Source organism: Moraxella catarrhalis (assembly GCF_001632285.1).
Taxonomy (GTDB): domain Bacteria; phylum Pseudomonadota; class Gammaproteobacteria; order Pseudomonadales; family Moraxellaceae; genus Moraxella; species Moraxella catarrhalis.
Map to the genome: position 1 here is coordinate 94,720 of NZ_LWAH01000014.1, position 19,113 is coordinate 113,832.

The window sequence follows — 19,113 nt, forward strand, 5'->3', positions numbered from 1 at the left end:
CAATTTTATCCATGATGGATTTATATTATGAACTCCATGTCTTTTGTTTTAATCAATATGGTCATCAACTTTGCTTTGATGCTTATATTTGTGCGTTTCATGATTCAATTAGCCCAAATTGATACCAACATGCCGATAGCACGAGCAGCTTATCGCTTGACTGGCGTGGTGGATGTGTTTGCACGCATTTTCCCAACGATGGGTAAAGGGCGTATCAGTCTAGCGGCTGTGGTTTTGATGTTGCTTTTGTATTTTATTAACATTGCCGCTAATACCATCATCTTGGGTAGATCCATGACTGCCATTGAGCTGTTTTTTATTGGTTCTTTAAGCGGTATCATGAAATTTTTACAACTGCTTCGCTATACCATGATTGCATCAGCAATCAGTAGTTTGCTTGTTGTATTTTTAAATATTAATAATAGTGTGATGTTTGTCTTGATGCAGTTACCCGAGCCGATAGTCGCACCATTTCGCCGTTTTGTCCCCAATCTTGGCATGATTGATTTATCATTTTTGGCAGCACTATTTAGTTTGTTGCTGCTTGAAAATTTTATTGGCATTATTGGCAGCTACATTTGGGGCGGATAAATTAGGGGATTTCAGACAGGGCAAATTGCCCTGTTTTTATTTTGGCTAAGCATTGAGTTGGTTAAATAAAACGATTTGGGATAAGCTGGGTATTATCAGATTGATGAGGTTTGTCGGCATGGATAAGTGTTTGGTGAATCCAAGCATCGGCCGCTGTAATGGCGTCAATGATGTCATCGCCCATCGCCAAACGCCCTGCAATATGGCTGGCTAATGAGCATCCTGATCCATGAAATTCACCAGTCAATCTAGGTACAATGCTGGTATGATGGATGCGTCCATTTATGTATAAAAATTGTTCAATATCACCTGTATTAAAATCATGCGAGGTTTTGACCAGTACAGCGTTTGCACCTTGGTCATTTAATGCTTTGGCAGCATCATGTAAATCTTGTTGCCCACTCAATGCTCGGATTTCGTGAGTATTTGGCGTGATGAGCGTTGCGTAGGGCAATAGACGGCTAAAGGCTTGGGCTAAAGTTTTCACATCGCCCAAAATGCCACCTGAATTGGCAACCAAAACAGGATCCAAAACATAAGGGATGTGTTTGATGGTACAAGTTTCGAACAATTCGGTCAAGGCAATGATATTCTCAAGCGTTCCCATCATGCCAGATTTGATGGCACGCACAGGCAAGTCGTCTAGCACCGCTTGCGCTTGTGCCTTTAGCAGCTGATGACAAACAGGTTCAAAGCCAAATACTTTTTGAGAATTTTGTATGGTTAGGGCAGTACAGGCAATGGCGGCGTGAGCACCTGAAGCACCAATTGATTCAATATCAGCTTGGATACCTGCACCGCCTGATGGGTCCAGTCCTGAAAAACATAATACTGTCGGTCGCATTTGATGGATTTGCATGGTTTATCTCTCATGATTATAATTAATCATTGAATATGGTAGCAAATTTTTGATAAATTGGGCGAATTTTCTAAGATTTTGGTAAAAATTACAAAATTTTTTCATATTTTTATCAAAATCGCTTGCAATCGTTGGTAATTTTGATATAATCATTGCCCACAACGACAGGCAAAACCATCATCTATGATATGTATGATGACCAAATAAATTTAGCAATTTATCTAGCCTAAGTTCGGTGAAGTGGGTGAGTGGCTGAAACCAGTTCCCTGCTAAGGAACCATACCTAATTACGGGTATCGAGGGTTCGAATCCCTCCTTCACCGCCATTTATTTTCTGATTAATTTTTGGAAAATAATTTAAAAAAGTGCTTGACATACAAAATAATCACTGTATAATAGCCGCCACAACGAAAGATATTCAGAATATCTCAGTTGAACTTGCACCCGTAGCTCAGTTGGATAGAGCACTTGGCTACGAACTAAGGGGTCGGGAGTTCGAATCTCTCCGGGTGTGCCATATGATAAAAATCACCGAATGATAAATTCGGTGATTTTTTATTTGTAAGCTATTGCTTGTCTTGCTTTGTCATGCAGTTTATGCATCTAAATTTAAATCATGATACAATAGCCCAAATTCTTTTTGATATATCAATCATGCCAAACGCTTCTCATTTAGTCTCTACATCCCCATCACAACCTACCGTTGCCAAACCTATGGTACGCTTGGTTGCCATTATTTATGATGGTATGCTGATTTTGGCAATGTTATTTTTGGTTGGATCGATATTGGCGGTTTTGGGTACGGTGCTATTTTTGGAGATTGGAACAAGTTCTCAAGAGGCCCAAACTTTACCAGATTGGTATAAAAATGCAATTATGACACCATCATTTGTCTTAACTTTGGTGGGGTTTTATGGCATTTTTTGGCGTAAATCAGGGCAAACGCTGGGCATGCAAACATGGCGATTAAAAACCGTCAATGATCAAGGTGGACTTTTAACATGGCGTCAAAGTTTTGTGCGTATCATCAGTGCTTGCCTTTTGCCTGCGTTATGTGCATTATTGGGGGCACTTTTACATGGCTCAAAGTTTGCCATTTTGGTAGCAACAGTCTTGGGGTTTTTGTTTAATTTCTTATTTTGTCTTTTTAACCGTCAAGGGCTTGCGGTGCATGATATGTTGTCAAATACCATCACCTTAAAAGTACCAAAAATTGCTCATCAAACACTATGGCAAACCATCAAACGCCGCAAAAATCGTCTTTAATTTTGTCTGAATACGATAAGCTAGATAACTTTTGAGAAACGATTGGTGTGTTTTTTGCCTAAATATTCATCAAACACCATCGCAATGCTGCGTCCTAAGATTCGACCTTTGGGCAAAATTGTGATGCCATCTTCATCTATTTGAACCAAACCATCGGTTTGCATATCTTGTAGGTTTTTAATTTCATTGGCGAAATATTCTTTGGCATCGATGTCAAATCGTGCGTGCAAATCCTCAAAACTCATGTAATCATGGCATAAAAGATTCATAATGACATGGCGACGCAGTGCATCTTTATCATCACTTTGGATGTGTTTGATGGCGGGCAGTGTATCGGCAAGAACAGTGGCTTGATAGTCGACCAATGCCGTTGGGTTTTGCAAAATATGCTTGCCGATTTGGCTGATTGCACTGACACCAAAACCCAATAAATCGCACTCGCCTAAGATTGCATAACCTTGAAAGTTACGATGCAGCTTACCTTGTCGTTGTGCAATAGCCATGGCATCATCTGGCTTGGCAAAGTGATCAATCCCAATATATTGATAGCCTGCATTACCAAGCGATGTGATGATATTGCCAAACATGGTTAGCTTATCGGTGGGGCTGGGTAGGTCTGCTTCCAAAATGCGTTTTTGGGCAAAAAATCGTTCGGGTAAATGTGCGTAATTAAATACCGAAAGACGGTCTGGCGAAAGCTTGATGATTTGTTCAATGGTAGCATTCATGCTGGCAGGTGTTTGATGTGGCAGTCCATAAATCAAATCAATATTGGTTGAGCTAAAGCCTAGTGCTTGTGCTTCTTGCATGACATTTTGAATCAACTCAAGCGATTGTACACGATTGACGGCAATTTGTACTTTTTTATCTAAGTCTTGCACGCCAAAGCTTAGACGATTAAACCCCAAATCTTTTAAAATTTTTAAGGTATTTGGGCGTAGTTCTCGTGGGTCAATTTCGATTGAAAAATCACCCTCATCAGCAAATAAAAACTCTTCATGCAAAAAATCCCAAAGCGTGATGAGTTCATCATCACTCAAAAAAGTGGGTGTACCGCCACCAAGATGTAACTGTTTGACCCAAGTCTTACCACGCAATAAAGATTTTTTTTGGCGGATTTCAGCAAATAAGTAGGTCAAATAATCGCCTGCATCGCTGTTTTTTTTGGTGATGATTTTATTACAGCCACAGTAGTAGCACAAATGATGACAAAACGGAATATGAATATATAAAGATAATGGTATGGCAGGATTTCGGTTTACTAAAATTTGAGCTTCAACGCCTTGTTCGATTGGCATGAATTCTAGGGCTGTTGGATAGGAAGTATAGCGTGGACCTTGGCGATTGTATTTTTGGATTAAAGCTTCATCATAGCGGATACCATCAAAATGCTGGGCGGTACGATGGGCATAAGGATTTGGCGTGGTCATAACTATCCTTTTTGGGTGATTTAACATGAATCAATAGACATATTATAACGCAAATCCACAAATTTTTCAGGGATTTTAATCCTTTTTTGCTGTATCCGCCATTAAAATGGAGTACCGATGAATATATTAGGCGGATTTGATGTGCTTATATACCAAGTCTGGATTGGTAAGATTGGTAGGTTTGTATTATCTAAAGCCATTAATTTGATTGCGTGCACGCTCCATATCGCCTAAGATAATTTCATGGATTGAGGCAACGGCACAATCAATAGCAGCTGTAATGCTGATACGGTCATCAGCAGAAGGTTTGCTAAGTACATGACCGCTGACTTGTGATGAGTGCATAGGTCGACCGATACCAATACGCAATCGATGAAAATCAGCACCAATATGTGGCACGATATCTTTTAAGCCATTATGACCACCATGACCACCACCTGTTTTTAGTTTAATACTACCAACTGGAATATCAAGTTCATCATGTGCGATTAAAATACTTTCTGGATGAATGCCATAAAATTTAGTAAAAGGTGCAACAGACTGCCCTGATCGGTTCATAAAAGTTTCGGGCAATAGCAGGCGTACTTCCTGATTGTGAATCGTGCCACGCCCCACTTGACCATAAAATTTTTTATCAAAAATCAACCGAATACCAAATTTATCGGCAAGCTGTTCAACGAACCAAAAGCCTGCATTATGCCGTGTTTGTTGGTACTGTACACCAGGATTACCAAGCCCTACAATTAATTTGATGCCCATTTTGCTTACCTATTTTTGGTATGTGATGAAAAAACCAGTAAGCAAGTTACTGGTTTTTAAACTATCAGAGTGTATGTTACTCTTCGGTAGTCTCTTCAGCGTCAGCTGGTGCTACTTCTGCTTCTGTTGTCTCTTCGGTTGAAGCTTCGGCATCATCAGCAGTTTCAATGACAGCAGGTGGCTGCATGGTAGCGATGGTACGGTTTAGGTCAGCTTCATCATGCGTCACCAAAGTTACCTCATTTGGCAGTGTGACATCGCTAAGATGAATAGAATCGCCGATGGCAAGGTTTGCTACATCAACTTCAATGGCTTCTGGTAGGTTGCGTGGTAAGCAATTCACTTCGATATCATTCACCAAGATTGTAAGAATACCACCTTCTTTTTTACCGACAGAGCTGTCTTCATTGATGATATTTACAGGCACATTGAAATTCATGGTTTGACCACGAACGATGCGTTGAAAATCGATATGTAATGGAAAGCCTTTTGATGGGTGGCGTTGAAGTGCTTTGATGATAACTTCATGCTCAGCACCATCTAGATTGATGGTGATAACGCTAGAAAAAAAGCTTTCGTTAGACAAGGCTTTAACGATTTCGTTGGTTTTAACACAGATGGCCACAGCCTCATCATTACCACCGTAAATGATTGCTGGAACAAGATTGTCTTTACGCAGGCGGCGGCTCGCACCTTTACCCTGCTGCGATTCAGCACGCGCAACACCATTTAAAGTAAATTGGCTCATGAAAGATCCTTTTGGATAGATAAATGTCAAATGTCAGACGAGCTTGCGACCAGCTCGCCAAGTGATGCCCAAATGGGCGTTTTATCATTTTGATCATACTTTGATAATCAAAATAAAATAAGCATAATATTATACCTAAGTTTTTTAAATTAACAAATCTTTTTTAAAGGATTTTAATGGTTTACTTATAACATTTCCCTAAAGTCATCAAACGATAGGGGGTTGATTATCATTTTATGAGAAAGTTTGAATTTGATTACCGATTGCAAACAAAACAAATGGGCAGTTTGGTCATTTAATTAAAATTAAGTGAATAAATATTGATGGTATTCTGCCAAATGATAATCATTTGTTATTTTCATGTTATAATGTGAATATACATATACTTTGTGTATGTATTTTTAATATTTCAACCAATATATTTTATTAAAAATGATAACATGCGCTAGGCTGGTTATCAAAAGGAGATTGACCATGCAATCTGTAGAAACAGGTGTATGGATTTCGTTGGCTGTCTATTTTATTTTGATGATTGCAATCGGAATTTATGCTTATTTTAAACAAAAAAATGACATTGAAGGATATATGCTTGGCGGACGCAATCTAAGTCCTGCTGTAACTGCATTATCTGCAGGTGCGTCTGATATGTCAGGCTGGCTTTTGCTGGGCTTGCCAGGATACATGTACGCTTCAGGCGTGGTAAGTATTTGGATCGCACTGGGTCTGACCATTGGTGCTTGTGCTAATTATCTGATTGTTGCACCGCGTTTGCGTGTTTATACCGAGCTTGCAGATAATGCTGTTACTTTACCAGATTATTTTTCAAATCGTTTTCATGATAAATCACATCTTTTGCGTATCATGTCGGCGGTGGTCATTATCTTATTTTTTACGGTTTATACAGCAGCCAGCTTGGTGGCTGGTGGTAAACTGTTTGAAAGCTCATTGAATTTATCATATAGCATGGGTTTGTGGGTAACAGCAGGCGTTGTTGTGGCTTATACCTTGTTTGGCGGCTTTTTGGCAGTGTCATTAACTGACTTTGTCCAAGGCGTCATTATGCTGATCGCCATGCTAATTGTACCTGTGGTAGCATTTGGCGAGATTGGTGGTGTGTCTGAGGCGATGGCGATTGCCACACAGACAAATACCGAGGTCTTTAATTGGATGAATGGCGTGACTGTCATGGGTGTTATCTCTTTGATGGCATGGGGTTTTGGCTATTTTGGTCAGCCACACATTATTGTACGCTTTATGGCAATTCGCTCAGTTAAAGATGTTCCGACTGCCATGGTGATTGGCATGGGCTGGATGATTTTAAGCCTAATTGGTGCTTTGATGGTTGGCTTGGCAGGGATTGCTTATGTGGCACGCACAGGTATAGAGCTTAAGGATCCTGAAACCATCTTTTTGGTATTTTCACAAGTGCTGTTTCATCCGCTGATTTCAGGATTTTTGTTGGCGGCAATTTTAGCAGCAATTATGAGTACCATCTCAAGCCAATTGCTGGTGGTCTCAAGTTCACTGACACGAGATATTTATAAGTTATTTTTGGATAAACAAGCCTCAGAGGCACGCCAAGTGCTTATTGGCCGTATTTCGGTTGTTTTAGTCGCGATCATTGCGATTATGTTGGCAGGCGATAGCAACAGTTCAGTATTAAATTTGGTATCACATGCTTGGGCAGGATTTGGGGCAGCATTTGGTCCATTGGTAATTTTAAGCCTGATGTGGAAGCGTATGAACCGAAATGGTGCTTTGGCTGGCATGATTGTGGGTGCCTTGACGGTGATTATTTGGGTGTATGGTGGTTTTGAGATTGGCGGTCAGCCAGCTAATGATGCCATTTATTCAATTTTACCCGGTTTTGCTTTTAGTTTGGTGACAACCATTGCAGTAAGTCTGATGACAGCACCGCCGCCTGTTTATATTGTTCAAAAATTTGAGGATATGGAAAAGGGGCTAAAATAGTCTTTGTCATTATTAAACACTACTTGCTTATTTGATGATCAAGTAGTGTTTAACTTTTTAAACTGTGTGTTAGCTCAATCGGTTTGAATGGTGAAAATGGGTTGAAATTAATCAATGTTGCCTATATTGTCACAGTGTGAATGATAATAAAAATAAGTATTTATTGACAAAAAATTAGACCATATTAAACATGACTGCAATTAATCCTTGTTTTCTTATAAATATTCATGTATAATTTTCGCTGTTTTGTCTGTCTTGATAAAACAGACCATATCACCAAAGGGTGAATGGGTTTATTTTTTTTCCGATTTGAGCTGATGCCCGTCCCAAGACAACGGAGCTATATAGCGAATAATACAGCCAGATTGATGCCACCTGTCTTAAATATGGAGTAACCTATGCCTTCAGTAAAGGTAAAAGAGAACGAACCAGTTGATATTGCGATCCGTCGCTTCAAGCGTGCTTGTGAAAAAGCTGGCGTGCTAGCGGATGTTCGTAAAAAAGAATTCTTTGAAAAACCTACGCAAGAGCGTAAGCGTAAAAAAGCGGCTGCCGTTAAACGCTATAAGAAAAAAGTCTATCGTGAGCAAGTGCGTCATCAGCGTAAGTACTAATTATTGTACTGCTCGACTGCATCTGCAATAAAGATTAAACCCTAGATTATTCTAGGGTTTTTTATTTTAGTTGTTGGCTAAATAAGATTTAATCATTTAAGCCTTATCAAGATAAAAACGCAGAGCATAAGACTTTGCGTTTTTATTCAATCAATCTATTTGCTACTTGCGATCAGGTAAACTGATGTTCATCTCAAGCATATCCAAGTTATCTTCATGACGATGATTAATGTTAAGGTCGTCAATATTAACACCGTTAACATACTTATTGACCACGGCTAAGATTTCACGCTTCATCTGCTCAATGCGATCAGCAGTCAAGCGAGTATTGAGTCGGTCGTGGCTGGCAACGATAACTTTTAGGCGGTCTTTGGCAATATCGGCACTGTTTGGACCGCATTGATTGCCGAACAACGAACTCCAAAATCCTTTTTTCATGACTAGCCTCCAAATAAGCGTTCAAAGAAGCCTTTTTTCTTCACTTCTAGGTGGCGCAGTGGCACATCTTCACCCAAAAAACGAGAAACAATGTCTTCATAGCATTGACCAGCAGCGGAATCTGTAAAGTGAATGACTGGTTGCCCTTGGTTTGAAGCTTCTAAGACGGCATTACTTTCTGGAATGATACCAATCAGAGGCACGCGTAAAATTTCATCGGCGATGGTATGATAATCCATCATCTCACCTTCGGCTGCACGCTGTGGATTGTAGCGAGTGATAACCAAATGCTCACGCACACTACCACCATCTTCTACTTTTTTGGTACGGCTTTGTAGGATACCAATGATACGATCAGAGTCTCGTACCGATGAAACTTCAGGATTGGTAACGATGAGTGCTTCATCAGCATGATACATCGCAAGCTGTGCACCACGCTCAATACCCGCAGGGCTGTCACAAATGATAAAATCAAATTTCATATCATCTGCCAGCTCTTTCATGACTTTAGCCACGCCTTCATCGGTCAGAGCGTCTTTGTCTCGCGTTTGCGATGCAGGCAAAATGTATAGATTTTCAAATTGTTTGTCTTTGACTAAGGCTTGAGCAAGCTTGGCATTACCACTGATCACATCTACAAAGTCATAGACGATGCGATTTTCACAACCCATAATTAGATCTAAATTACGCAAACCGACATCAAAGTCAATGATGACTGTTTTAAAGCCACGCTTAGCAAGCCCTGCACCAAATGATGCACTGGTGGTGGTTTTGCCGACACCGCCCTTACCTGAAGTTACTACAACGATTTTTGCCACAATGGCACTCCTTAAAATAAGATAAAGCAAACAGCGATGATACAATCAACGCACAAATTTACCCAAATTTAACATATTATTAGCATAGCATATTTAGGAATTTTCATCAATTCATGAGTAATTATTTGGATAAAATTATCCAAAAAATTGGTACTTATAGCTGGTTTAGTAGGGTGAATACCAATCCTTGTGCTTCATCATAAGTAACTTGTACTGCCTGATCAATCATCTCGCTTGGGATGGCATCACGCAAGCAATAAGTACCTGCAACTGACACCAAAGATGGATTAAATTTTTGGCAAAAAATGCGTGCTTCTTTATCACCCGTTGCACCTGCAACAAGTCGCCCCAAACCACGCCCATAAATGTGCAAACTGTTATCCGTAATGGCTTCTGCACCGTCATTGACGCCACCAATGACTGTCAAATCACCCCCTAAGTGTTGTAGGCTTTGACCTGAACGCAACATATGTGTATGAATGCCGCTCACTAATGAGCGATGATTATCTTGAGCGGTTGATAGCGTGGAACCTTGCTGAGTACTTACAGCAGCAGCTGAGATGGGTTTGTCAGTGTCATAGTTGGGTGCAGGCACTGTACCGCTTTGATTGGGATTTGATTTGTCTTCGGTATTTGGCAATCGTTCAATGCGTTTACCATCAGCAGGAAAGATTGCCAAGCGTAGATCTCGTGCTTGATTATCTAAAGGACCGCTCACCACACCGATGGGCTGCACATCCATCAGCCAAAGCATATCAATGAGTGCATCCAGCTCAAGATTTACCGTGCTATCAATCACAATCGGCAAGCCACTGGCAATGGGATTGTTGCTGAGTACTTGCATCAAATCCTTTCGAATCTCGGTTAAGTCATCGGTATGGACTTTTAGGCGACTGAAAGTTAGCATTTTACCAAATAAAGTGACGGCTTGGGTCATAAGAATGATGCCTTATAAAAATAATGCCTGAATTGAAAGGATTGGCTTAATTTGCCATTGTAGCACTTTTTAAAAAATGAAAAAAGTACGCCAGTTTCAAATGGGCAGTTGTTTTTTATGGTGATATTGTTGAGTTTTAACTTGTTCTTCAAAATAATTTAGCACCGCTTCAATAATCTCGGCAATGAGTATCTGAATCTCAGGACGAGAGGCATCAATTTGGGCAACACCATGGGCAATCGATGACATAGAGTATCTAGTGTTATATCGTCAAACAAATGACGATTGACAGCAGTGGTGACATTTTGCCCGATTTGATTGCCAATGGTGTGAATTTGTGATTCTATCATACCATCTGCAATGGGGATGAGTTTTAGATATTTGTGTAATTCAGGGGTGTTGGTGAGTGCTTTTTCTACGGCTTGCCCAATATCAATGGCAAGTTTTTCACCGTGATTTGCCAAAAGAGCGGATTGTAATTTGGGCGTCAACTCGTTACGCAATAAGGTGAGTAAGGCAAGCTCAATTTGGGTACGATTACGCTCAATGGTCTGGTGAATGACTTTAGCACCCCCAGCACCATCACGAGCGATTTGGGCACGAAAATTATCAATTGCTGTCAAAATTACCCGATCAGACAGCCCCTCAAGTAAAAGATGATAATAAAATTTGGCAGAATCTACCCAGCGTTTGGGAATAACCTGAATACCCAATCGGTGTAATCTTTTGGTAATGACTGCAGCTCGCAAAAGTCGTAACGCACGCAACGCAGGAAATACGCCCAAAACCTCATACCAATGCACAAATGGAAAGAAAAACCAGCGGTAATAAGTTTTTTGATAAATCGCCAAACTCCAGCGTGCTAATAAATCCATTATCCAAAATAATGTAAAAAATCCGCCAAGTGCAGAGATATGCAAGTGATGATCGGTTTGATAGGTTGTTACAGCCTGTGATATCGTCAACCAATTGGCAATACTGAGTGCAAAACCACTCATTAAAATATTGTCAATGATCATTAAAATCAAATCGATGAATAATAATATCAACATGACAATATCATAGCCAAGCTTAAGGCGGCTAGGTGGGTGGTCGCTGTATTTTTGAGTGCCATAAAACGGAATGGCATCGTTTGGCAAGTCCGCTTGTTGTGGCGTGCCAAATTCTTCAAAATCTTTGGCATTATTTGGGGGCGCTTTCATGGTTTTACCTAATCAATTGCATGGGTCAATAAAGAGGTGATGCATGTATTTTATCCAAACCAAAACCAAAAACCAACCAAAATAAGCACAACAGGCTTTTTTAATGAAGTATTAAAAAAGCCCACCTTTGTTAAAATATATTTTAACCATATCTTGTGGTGGACTTTTGTTTATGGTTTAATTAAGACTGATGAAATTCCGCCAGTCTTTGACTTATTTTTTTATCTTTGGCTTGCCAAATTTCATCAAGCCAAGCATAAAGTGCATGTTTGATGGTTTGATTGGTATCGTATTCACCATGTTTAAGTGCTGTTAATAACTCATCATTTGGGCTGATAAATTCAATATCTACCGATAGCCGTGTCAGTTTACCTGACCAAAGGTCGCTGTATTTCGGTGCGCCGTCTGGATAAACCAAAGTCATATCCAAAATACCATCAATCTCATCACCAAGGCTGGATAAAGCCAGTGCAAAACCACCCGCCTTAGGTCTTAACAGATGCTTATACGGAGAGGATTGCTTGGTGTGTTTCTCAGCAGTAAAGCGTGTTCCTTCTAAATAATTGAGTAAGACAAAAGGCTTATTTTTCAAAGATTGGCAAGCTCGTAATGCTTCATCCAAATCACGGCGAGCCAATTGAGGGTTTTTGGCAATTTGTGCTTTGGTATGGCGTTTCATCATGGGAAAATCTAAAAAATAAAAGGCTTGACCAACAACTGGGATATAAATCAGTTCATGCTTGGCAAAGAATCGGGTGATGGGCAGCCGACCTTCGCTGATATACTGAATGATGCTGGTATCTACCCAAGATTGGTGATTACAAATTAGCAGATATTTGCCATTGGGATTTAAATTTTTGGGTAAAAAAATACGCCAATCTTTATGAGGTAAGACCTTATCAATCAACAAATTATTGGTATGAATCCAGCGATTGGCAGCTGTGATGATGGTTTGATCGGCTAATTTTGAGCGAGTGAGTGTCTTAGCCAAGCCCGCCCCAATGACAGGTACACCCAATGCCAAACTATTGGCGGTAATGGCACTTGCGTTGGTGAGTAGTGAAAGTTTCTGGGCAAGTTTCGGTTGCTTGGTGTGCAGTTTTTTAAATAAGGGCAGCATTTTGCGAGAGTTTATCATGAGTTACCTACATACAGTGATGCATATCATTTGACAGTATCGATAAAAGTTAATAAGAGTTGATTAAATTTGAAAAAAGCTTCATGATTAAGAACAGTTTACCAAAAACTGCTGAAAAATGCATAAAATTAACAAAGGTAATCTATCGTTGACTATGCATTTTTGATTAAAAATAATAAAAAGTGCACATCTGTGCTACAGTTATTATACAAATAAGTAAGAAATTTTGCTCATAATATTTCATAATATAAGTAAGTAATCAACTTACATTTTGTATTTAGATGCAGAAATATTTTCTAATCTTAGAATTTATAATAATTTCACATTTGGTTAGCCAAAAGCAAAAGGAGTTTTTATGAAAATTAAAGCATTGGGTGTTGTGCTGTTGGCATCAAGTATGGCTTTGGCAGGTTGTGCAAATACAGGCACAACTGGCAATGGCACAGGATTTGGTGGTGCTAATGTCAATAAGGCGGTGATTGGGGCTGTGGCAGGTGCACTTGGCGGTACTGCCATTTCAAAAGCAACTGGTGGCGAAAAAACAGGTCGTGATGCCATTTTGGGGGCGGCAGTTGGTGCAGCAGCAGGGGCGTATATGGAGCGTCAAGCAAAGCAGATTGAGCAACAAATGCAAGGAACGGGCGTGACTGTAACCCACGATACCGACACGGGTAATATTAATCTAACTATGCCAGGTAATATTACTTTTGCTCATGATGACGATACTTTAAACAGTGCATTTTTGGGTCGTTTAAACCAGCTGGCTAATACGATGAATCAGTATCATGAAACAACGATTGTCATTGTAGGACATACAGACTCAACGGGTCAAGCGGCTTATAATCAAGAGCTGTCTGAGCGTCGAGCGGATTCAGTGCGTTATTACTTGATTAATCAAGGCGTTGATCCATATCGTATTCAGACAGTGGGGTATGGTATACGACAACCGATTGCATCGAATGCAACCGAAGCAGGTCGTGCTCAAAATCGCCGTGTTGAGCTGATGATTTTAGCACCGCAGGGTATGTAAAAATGCTTGGCTTATCTGACTAAGATAACATAGCGTTAATGAATGAGATACAGATAACCATCATACGAATATACACAATATGAATGTATAAAATCTTAGTATCGTGAGTATCGTGGTTGCAAGTTATTTGGGATAAAGCCGTCAAATGTGGATTTGGCGGTTTTTATTTTTAAGGTTTAAAATGTTATCAAAGGTCGGTATGGCTTAATTTGATAATTAAATTTTAATGATTATCTACCAATAATTAAATTTTATTGATAAAAAATAGTTAAAATAAAAAATTGGACAACCTTATATCACAACCATATTTTTAACCGTATTTTTATTTTGATTGACTTTCTAATAGTTATGGGTTTCTTATTTTCATTAGGTTATGGGCTGTTATCTTGTGAATGGGATGTTGCTTGGCTTTATGATTTGGCATGACAATTCCACATGATTTATTTAAAATATCATTTGTTGTTACTATTAAATATGTTAAAATATTGATGTGATGGTAATAAACTATCACAGATGCATCCAGCACTCATAGTCAGCCTAAAGCAGAGTTAAATTTGGTGATCAAACCAAGTTAAATGATCAAACCAAGTTAACTGCAAAGCGCAAACCAAACTGTATCGGAGCAAATATGAAACACCAAAAACTAAAAGTACAGCCACTTATTTTTTCTTTGTGTTTGGGTCTTTGGTTGACAGGATGTGGCAGCGATAATTCAACATCCACGCCTGCACCTGTTAATGAAACCCAGCCAAGCACACCAACCAGTGAGCCTGCCCCAGCTCAGCCTGAACCAAGTGTTGAAACTCAAGCAACACCTGAGACGGCAGAGACCCAAGACGCCCCTGAAGTGGCGGAAGTGACTGAGCCAGTTGATGTTACTACAAGTCATGCACCAGTGGAAGCTGCATCTATTGAGGTGGGTAAAGCTCGCTATGAAAAGACTTGTAAAGTATGTCATGATGCAGGCTTGCTTGAAGCACCAAAAATCACTGACAAAGCTGAATGGCAAAAACGCCTAGATGAAAAAGGTTTGGAAACATTACAGGCGCACTCTGCCAAAGGATTTAACAAGATGCCAGCCCAAGCGATTGGCGATGTAGCAGAATCTGAGGTTTATGCGGCGGTTAATTATATACTTGAGCAAGCCAAATAAACCCCATTGAGTCAATCTAAAACAAGCACATGGTTAATGTTAATCATGTGCTTTTATGAGAATGCTGACGGCTGAGGCTCTTTTATTTGCGTATCGGTGAGCATTTTTTACCCCTTGTTGATATCATAAAATCAGATAACAAATGATACTAATGATTTCATTGGATTTAGAAAAATGGGGAGTAAATGACACCATTAGGATAAGAAAAAGGCTAAAAGCATTAAAAATAAAAAGGGTGTCGCACTGAAATGGACACCCTAAAATAATATTTGGTCGGAATGATAGGATTTGAACCTACGACCCCTTGCACCCCATGCAAGTGCGCTACCAAGCTGCGCTACATTCCGTAATCTTTTATATTTTAACTGATTTTTGGGAATTTGCAAGATAATTTATAAGTTTTTTGATCTTAAAGTAAAATCATCAAAAAATTATGCCCTATGGCGATTGTAGATGTGCTTATCAAAACAAGTGCCACACCAAAGGATCATTATTCGCCTTTGGTGTGACATAAAACGAAACTTAAGTACGATGAAATTAAGCTTAGATTTTAAGCTTAAATTACGCTCCAATCATCTGTTTTAACAACGCATTGACCTGAGCGGGGTTTGCCTTGCCACGGCTTGCTTTCATCACTTGTCCGACCAGTCCATTAAAGGCTTTTTCTTTTCCGCCTTTGTATTCATCCACCATGGCTTGGTTATTGGCAAGTACATCGACGATGATGGCTTCAATTGCCCCTGTGTCGGTCTCTTGTTTTAGTCCTTTTTCGGTGATAATTTCATCAGCACTTTTGTCAGACTCCCACAGATGACCAAACACCTCTTTGGCGATTTTACCGCTGATGGTATCATCCAAAATTCGCACAATCAGCCCTGCCAAACGCTTGGCACTGATGGGTGATTGGTCAATGGTCAGCTCATTTTTGTTCAGTGAGCCTGACAGCTCACCCATGACCCAGTTTGCTGCGATTTTGGCGTTATTTTTGCCAATGATATCAAGTACTTGCAAGAAATAATCCGACAGTTCACGACTGCCATTTAGTACATTGGCATCATAGGCGGTCAAGCCAAATTCATTCACAAATCGCTCTTTGCGTACGCTTGGCAGCTCTGGCATATCGGCACGCACCTTGGCAAGTGTCTCATCTGATATGATGACAGGCAACAGGTCAGGGTCTGGAAAGTAGCGGTAATCATTGGCTTCTTCTTTGGTACGCATGGCACGAGTTTCATCACGCTCAGGGTCATATAGGCGTGTGGCTTGCACGACTTTTCCGCCGTCTTCGATGACATCAATTTGGCGTTCAATTTCGGATTTAATGGCACGATGAATAAAGCGAAATGAGTTTAGGTTTTTAAGCTCACAGCGAGTACCAAAGGGCGTGTTTGGCTTGTGTACCGACACATTAATGTCCGCACGGAACGAGCCTTCTGCCATGATGGCATCACTGATACCCAGCCATGTAACCAGTTCGTGAATGGTCTTGACATAAGCAACCGCCTCATCAACCGAACGCATGTCAGGTTCAGAGACAATCTCAATGAGCGGCGTACCTGCACGGTTCAAATCCACACCCGTCATCTGTGGTACAGCATCATGCACCGATTTGCCAGCGTCTTCTTCTAGGTGAGCCCGTGTGATACCAATGCGTTTGGTGTATTCATCCTTTTGCCCTGCATTGACAAGGATGTCAATATAGCCCTCGCCAACAATGGGATTTGCCATTTGCGTGATTTGATAGCCTTTGGGCAGGTCAGGATAAAAGTAGTTTTTACGGTCAAAAGTGTTATAAGTACCAAGTTTGGCATTGACACCCATGCCAAATTTTAAGGCACGCTCAATCACGCCTGCATTTAAGACAGGCAACGCCCCAGGAAAGCCCAAATCTACAATGGTGGCTTGGGTATTTGGTTCTTGCCCAAAGACGGTGGGGGCGTTTGAAAAGATTTTGCTGTCAGTATTTAATTGGCAATGAATCTCAATACCAATCACAACTTCATAGCCATCAATTAGGGGGGCTTGTTGGGTCATAATGTGCTCTCTGTATTCAATCTATTAATATCATTTCTATTAATATGCTTTATTTGTGCCAAAGCGTCAGTCCAAATTTGGCTTATCCTTATGAAATTTGGTATTTGCCTGATAAATATGAGCGGTTGTCAATAGTTCGCTCTCTGCCCAGTGTTTGCCGATGAGTTGTAAGCCCACAGGCAAGCCATTTGCTTGTCCAACAGGGTGCGATAGGGCGGGCAGACCTGCCAAGTTTACGCCGATGGTGTAGACATCACCAAGGTAAATGCTGGCAGGGTCAAGGCTTTCACCCAATTTATAGGCAGCCGTTGGAGCGGTAGGACTTGCGATGATGTCGCATTTTTCAAATGCCTTTTTAAAATCATCCACGATAAGACGGCGTACCTTTTGGGCTTTGGTGTAATAAGCGTCAAAATAGCCTGCCGAGAGAGCATAAGTACCCATGATGATGCGGCGTTGCACTTCTTCGCCAAAGCCATCAGAGCGGCTGCGAGTGTATAAGTCGTGTAAGTCTTTGGGATTTTCACAGCGATAACCAAAACGCACGCCGTCATAGCGAGATAGGTTTGAGCTGGCCTCAGCGGGGGCGAGCAGATAATAAGTGGCAAGTGTGATGGCAGGGTCGGTAATGTCCACTTCTACGATTTTTGCCCCCAGTGCTTCATATGTGGCTAGGGCAGCACGAATGGATTTTTCTACTTCATCATCAAGCCCTGCCCCAAAATACGCCTGTGCTATGCCGATTTTTTTGCCTGCCAAAGGTTTGCCGTCTGTGGCTGTTGCCAAAATGTCCGCCACATAATCCTCACTGGGGCGACTGATGGATGTGGCGTCTTTGGGGTCATATCCTGTCATCGGGGCGAGCAGGTAGGCACAGTCTAGGGCGGATTTGCCAAAAGCGCCCGCCTGATCAAGGCTTGAAGCATAAGCAATCATGCCATAGCGAGACACACGCCCATAAGTGGGCTTGATGCCTGTGATGCCACAAAAACTGGCAGGCTGGCGAATAGAACCGCCTGTATCTGAGCCTGTCGCCACAGGCACAAACCCTGCCGCCACCGCTGCCGCTGAACCCCCTGACGACCCACCTGGCACACGAGTGGTATCCCAAGGGTTATGCACTGCCCCAAAGTATGAACTTTCATTGTCCGAACCCATGGCAAATTCGTCCATGTTAAGTTTGCCAAGACTCACAAAGCCACTGTTTGCGATGTTGTCAACGACCGTTGCATGATAGGGCGAGACGAAGTTGTAGAGCATTTTTGAGCCAGCAGTGGTCAAAACCCCTTTGGTACATAGGTTGTCTTTATGAGCCATTGGTACGCCCAAAAGTGGACGGTTGTCGCCTTTTGCACGCAGTTTATCGGCAAGTTCGGCTTGGGCTAGGGCATTGTCAAAATCTTTGGTGATGAAGCTGTTGATTTGACCATCTAAGCGGTTAATGCGATTGGCAAAATGCTCTACCAGTTCATGGCTGCTAAATTGTTTGTTTTTTAGACCGTCTGCTAATTCATGGACGGATAGGTGGTGTAAATCTGTCATAAAATGCCTTTTTTATGTTGAATTTTGTTTTATTTAAATGTTAAATCCAGATGGGGTCTAAAAACATACTGCCATTTTTTAGACCATGCCTTGTTATTCAATCACCTGTGGCACCAAATATAACCCATCTTGCACCATAGGGGCAACCGCTTGAAAACCGTCTCGGCCAATGTCAGAATTGGCAATGTCGGCACGCAGCTCATTACAAGCTTCGTGGATATTTGCCAAAGGCTTGATATTATCAGTGTTTACGCCATCTAATATGTCCATCATGGCTAGGATTTTATCCAAATTGCCTGCATAGTTTTGGGCGGTTTTTTCATCAAGAGCAAGGCGTGATAAATTTGCACAGTCCAAAATGTCTTCGGTGGTGATGGTCATGAATGCTCCTAAAAATCATACAAATTTGTTTAAATTGATCAGTAAGCAGATAAGTCATGCTTTTATGGATTGGTTGTGATCTCACGCCATCGCATGCCACGAAAAGCCAATCGCACTAAACTGAATTTGATTTGTCTTATAAAGTTAACGACATAAAGCCTAATAAAATGGTTAATTGTACCATAGCTTGAAACAGGCACAA

Annotated in this window: 18 protein-coding genes and 3 tRNA genes; 8 read left to right on the forward strand and 13 right to left on the reverse strand. The window is 40.9% G+C overall.

Annotated features, from left to right (window positions below; translation table 11 throughout):
* Positions 1-99 precede the first annotated feature (99 nt).
* On the forward strand, positions 100-591 hold the full coding sequence (locus tag A4U55_RS05645) for a YggT family protein (protein ID WP_237049740.1): 492 nt from the start codon (positions 100-102) through the stop codon (positions 589-591).
* A gap of 61 nt (positions 592-652) precedes the next feature.
* Here A4U55_RS05645 and A4U55_RS05650 read toward each other — a convergent pair whose 3' ends face one another.
* Entirely contained in the window at positions 653-1,450 is a 798-nt protein-coding gene (locus A4U55_RS05650; protein ID WP_003657026.1) for a hydroxymethylpyrimidine/phosphomethylpyrimidine kinase, read from the reverse strand.
* Positions 1,451-1,684: 234 nt separating this feature from the next.
* On the opposite strand from A4U55_RS05650, the gene A4U55_RS05655 reads away from it, so the two are divergent.
* From A4U55_RS05655 to A4U55_RS05665, 3 genes are all read left to right on the forward strand, one after another.
* Positions 1,685-1,776 (forward strand) — tRNA-Ser (locus tag A4U55_RS05655).
* A 114-nt stretch (positions 1,777-1,890) separates the two neighbouring features.
* A tRNA-Arg gene (locus A4U55_RS05660) sits at positions 1,891-1,967 on the forward strand.
* A 197-nt stretch (positions 1,968-2,164) separates the two neighbouring features.
* Positions 2,165-2,716 (forward strand): RDD family protein, encoded by a 552-nt coding sequence (locus A4U55_RS05665; protein WP_003663155.1) that lies wholly within the window; start codon positions 2,165-2,167, stop codon positions 2,714-2,716.
* 20 nt (positions 2,717-2,736) lie between these two features.
* Here the strand turns inward: A4U55_RS05665 and hemN are convergent, their stop codons facing one another.
* The 3 genes from hemN to A4U55_RS05680 all read right to left on the reverse strand — a co-directional run bounded on the left by hemN (position 2,737) and on the right by A4U55_RS05680 (position 5,653).
* Complete coding sequence (hemN, locus tag A4U55_RS05670) at positions 2,737-4,146, reverse strand: oxygen-independent coproporphyrinogen III oxidase (RefSeq protein ID WP_063454116.1); 1,410 nt, start codon at positions 4,144-4,146, stop codon at positions 2,737-2,739.
* A 186-nt stretch (positions 4,147-4,332) separates the two neighbouring features.
* Entirely contained in the window at positions 4,333-4,905 is a 573-nt protein-coding gene (gene pth / locus A4U55_RS05675; RefSeq protein WP_038519056.1) for an aminoacyl-tRNA hydrolase, read from the reverse strand.
* A gap of 76 nt (positions 4,906-4,981) precedes the next feature.
* Positions 4,982-5,653, reverse strand: coding sequence for a 50S ribosomal protein L25/general stress protein Ctc (locus tag A4U55_RS05680; protein WP_003658644.1), 672 nt, complete (start codon positions 5,651-5,653; stop codon positions 4,982-4,984).
* Between the two features lie 474 nt (positions 5,654-6,127).
* Here A4U55_RS05680 and putP point away from each other — a divergent pair, with 474 nt between their 5' ends.
* Together putP and rpsU are read left to right on the forward strand one after the other, a co-directional pair.
* On the forward strand, positions 6,128-7,624 hold the full coding sequence (gene putP, locus A4U55_RS05685) for a sodium/proline symporter PutP (RefSeq protein ID WP_003657018.1): 1,497 nt from the start codon (positions 6,128-6,130) through the stop codon (positions 7,622-7,624).
* A gap of 398 nt (positions 7,625-8,022) precedes the next feature.
* Positions 8,023-8,238, forward strand: coding sequence for a 30S ribosomal protein S21 (rpsU, locus tag A4U55_RS05690; protein ID WP_003657016.1), 216 nt, complete (start codon positions 8,023-8,025; stop codon positions 8,236-8,238).
* A 162-nt stretch (positions 8,239-8,400) separates the two neighbouring features.
* Here the strand turns inward: rpsU and minE are convergent, their stop codons facing one another.
* The 5 genes from minE to A4U55_RS05715 form a co-directional block, all read right to left on the reverse strand.
* The gene (minE, locus tag A4U55_RS05695) at positions 8,401-8,676 is read right to left on the reverse strand and encodes a cell division topological specificity factor MinE (RefSeq protein ID WP_003657015.1); all 276 of its coding nucleotides are present in this window, start codon (positions 8,674-8,676) and stop codon (positions 8,401-8,403) included.
* Between the two features lie 2 nt (positions 8,677-8,678).
* Positions 8,679-9,494, reverse strand: a complete 816-nt coding sequence (gene minD / locus A4U55_RS05700) for a septum site-determining protein MinD (protein ID WP_003657013.1) — start codon at positions 9,492-9,494, stop codon at positions 8,679-8,681.
* A 154-nt stretch (positions 9,495-9,648) separates the two neighbouring features.
* Positions 9,649-10,431: a septum site-determining protein MinC gene (minC, locus tag A4U55_RS05705; RefSeq protein ID WP_003657011.1), complete on the reverse strand. Its 783-nt coding sequence runs from the start codon at positions 10,429-10,431 to the stop codon at positions 9,649-9,651.
* Positions 10,432-10,589: 158 nt separating this feature from the next.
* Positions 10,590-11,633: a hypothetical protein gene (locus A4U55_RS05710; protein WP_003657010.1), complete on the reverse strand. Its 1,044-nt coding sequence runs from the start codon at positions 11,631-11,633 to the stop codon at positions 10,590-10,592.
* Between the two features lie 181 nt (positions 11,634-11,814).
* Positions 11,815-12,771, reverse strand: coding sequence for an acyltransferase (locus A4U55_RS05715; RefSeq protein ID WP_003658641.1), 957 nt, complete (start codon positions 12,769-12,771; stop codon positions 11,815-11,817).
* Between the two features lie 355 nt (positions 12,772-13,126).
* Here A4U55_RS05715 and A4U55_RS05720 point away from each other — a divergent pair, with 355 nt between their 5' ends.
* A complete protein-coding gene (locus A4U55_RS05720; RefSeq protein WP_003657008.1) occupies positions 13,127-13,801 on the forward strand; it encodes an OmpA family protein in 675 nt (224 codons plus the stop codon).
* Positions 13,802-14,429: 628 nt separating this feature from the next.
* Positions 14,430-14,954 carry a c-type cytochrome gene (locus tag A4U55_RS05725; protein WP_003663156.1) on the forward strand — a complete coding sequence of 175 codons (525 nt, stop codon included), beginning with the start codon at positions 14,430-14,432 and terminating at the stop codon, positions 14,952-14,954.
* Positions 14,955-15,224: 270 nt separating this feature from the next.
* Here A4U55_RS05725 and A4U55_RS05730 read toward each other — a convergent pair.
* From A4U55_RS05730 to gatC, 4 genes are all read right to left on the reverse strand, one after another.
* A tRNA-Pro gene (locus tag A4U55_RS05730) sits at positions 15,225-15,301 on the reverse strand.
* A gap of 214 nt (positions 15,302-15,515) precedes the next feature.
* Positions 15,516-16,988 carry an Asp-tRNA(Asn)/Glu-tRNA(Gln) amidotransferase subunit GatB gene (gene gatB / locus A4U55_RS05735; protein WP_003663158.1) on the reverse strand — a complete coding sequence of 491 codons (1,473 nt, stop codon included), beginning with the start codon at positions 16,986-16,988 and terminating at the stop codon, positions 15,516-15,518.
* 66 nt (positions 16,989-17,054) lie between these two features.
* Positions 17,055-18,530: an Asp-tRNA(Asn)/Glu-tRNA(Gln) amidotransferase subunit GatA gene (gene gatA / locus A4U55_RS05740; protein ID WP_042510447.1), complete on the reverse strand. Its 1,476-nt coding sequence runs from the start codon at positions 18,528-18,530 to the stop codon at positions 17,055-17,057.
* Between the two features lie 93 nt (positions 18,531-18,623).
* A complete protein-coding gene (gatC, locus tag A4U55_RS05745) occupies positions 18,624-18,911 on the reverse strand; it encodes an Asp-tRNA(Asn)/Glu-tRNA(Gln) amidotransferase subunit GatC (protein WP_003658632.1) in 288 nt (95 codons plus the stop codon).
* Positions 18,912-19,113: the final 202 nt, after the last annotated feature.

Bases quoted from the DNA above. Each gene is read 5' to 3' on its own strand.
- A4U55_RS05720 (WP_003657008.1), top strand. From the start codon at position 13,127: ATGAAAATTAAAGCATTGGGTGTTGTGCTGTTGGCATCAAGTATGGCT.
- A4U55_RS05645 (WP_237049740.1), top strand. From the start codon at position 100: ATGATTCAATTAGCCCAAATTGATACCAACATGCCGATAGCACGAGCA.
- A4U55_RS05665 (WP_003663155.1), top strand. From the start codon at position 2,165: ATGGTACGCTTGGTTGCCATTATTTATGATGGTATGCTGATTTTGGCA.
- A4U55_RS05650 (WP_003657026.1), bottom strand. From the start codon at position 1,450: ATGCAAATCCATCAAATGCGACCGACAGTATTATGTTTTTCAGGACTG.
- A4U55_RS05725 (WP_003663156.1), top strand. From the start codon at position 14,430: ATGAAACACCAAAAACTAAAAGTACAGCCACTTATTTTTTCTTTGTGT.
- gatC (WP_003658632.1), bottom strand. From the start codon at position 18,911: ATGACCATCACCACCGAAGACATTTTGGACTGTGCAAATTTATCACGC.
- A4U55_RS05680 (WP_003658644.1), bottom strand. From the start codon at position 5,653: ATGAGCCAATTTACTTTAAATGGTGTTGCGCGTGCTGAATCGCAGCAG.
- gatA (WP_042510447.1), bottom strand. From the start codon at position 18,530: ATGACAGATTTACACCACCTATCCGTCCATGAATTAGCAGACGGTCTA.
- pth (WP_038519056.1), bottom strand. From the start codon at position 4,905: ATGGGCATCAAATTAATTGTAGGGCTTGGTAATCCTGGTGTACAGTAC.
- hemN (WP_063454116.1), bottom strand. From the start codon at position 4,146: ATGACCACGCCAAATCCTTATGCCCATCGTACCGCCCAGCATTTTGAT.
- A4U55_RS05715 (WP_003658641.1), bottom strand. From the start codon at position 12,771: ATGATAAACTCTCGCAAAATGCTGCCCTTATTTAAAAAACTGCACACC.
- gatB (WP_003663158.1), bottom strand. From the start codon at position 16,988: ATGACCCAACAAGCCCCCCTAATTGATGGCTATGAAGTTGTGATTGGT.
- A4U55_RS05710 (WP_003657010.1), bottom strand. From the start codon at position 11,633: ATGAAAGCGCCCCCAAATAATGCCAAAGATTTTGAAGAATTTGGCACG.
- minE (WP_003657015.1), bottom strand. From the start codon at position 8,676: ATGAAAAAAGGATTTTGGAGTTCGTTGTTCGGCAATCAATGCGGTCCA.
- rpsU (WP_003657016.1), top strand. From the start codon at position 8,023: ATGCCTTCAGTAAAGGTAAAAGAGAACGAACCAGTTGATATTGCGATC.
- putP (WP_003657018.1), top strand. From the start codon at position 6,128: ATGCAATCTGTAGAAACAGGTGTATGGATTTCGTTGGCTGTCTATTTT.
- minC (WP_003657011.1), bottom strand. From the start codon at position 10,431: ATGACCCAAGCCGTCACTTTATTTGGTAAAATGCTAACTTTCAGTCGC.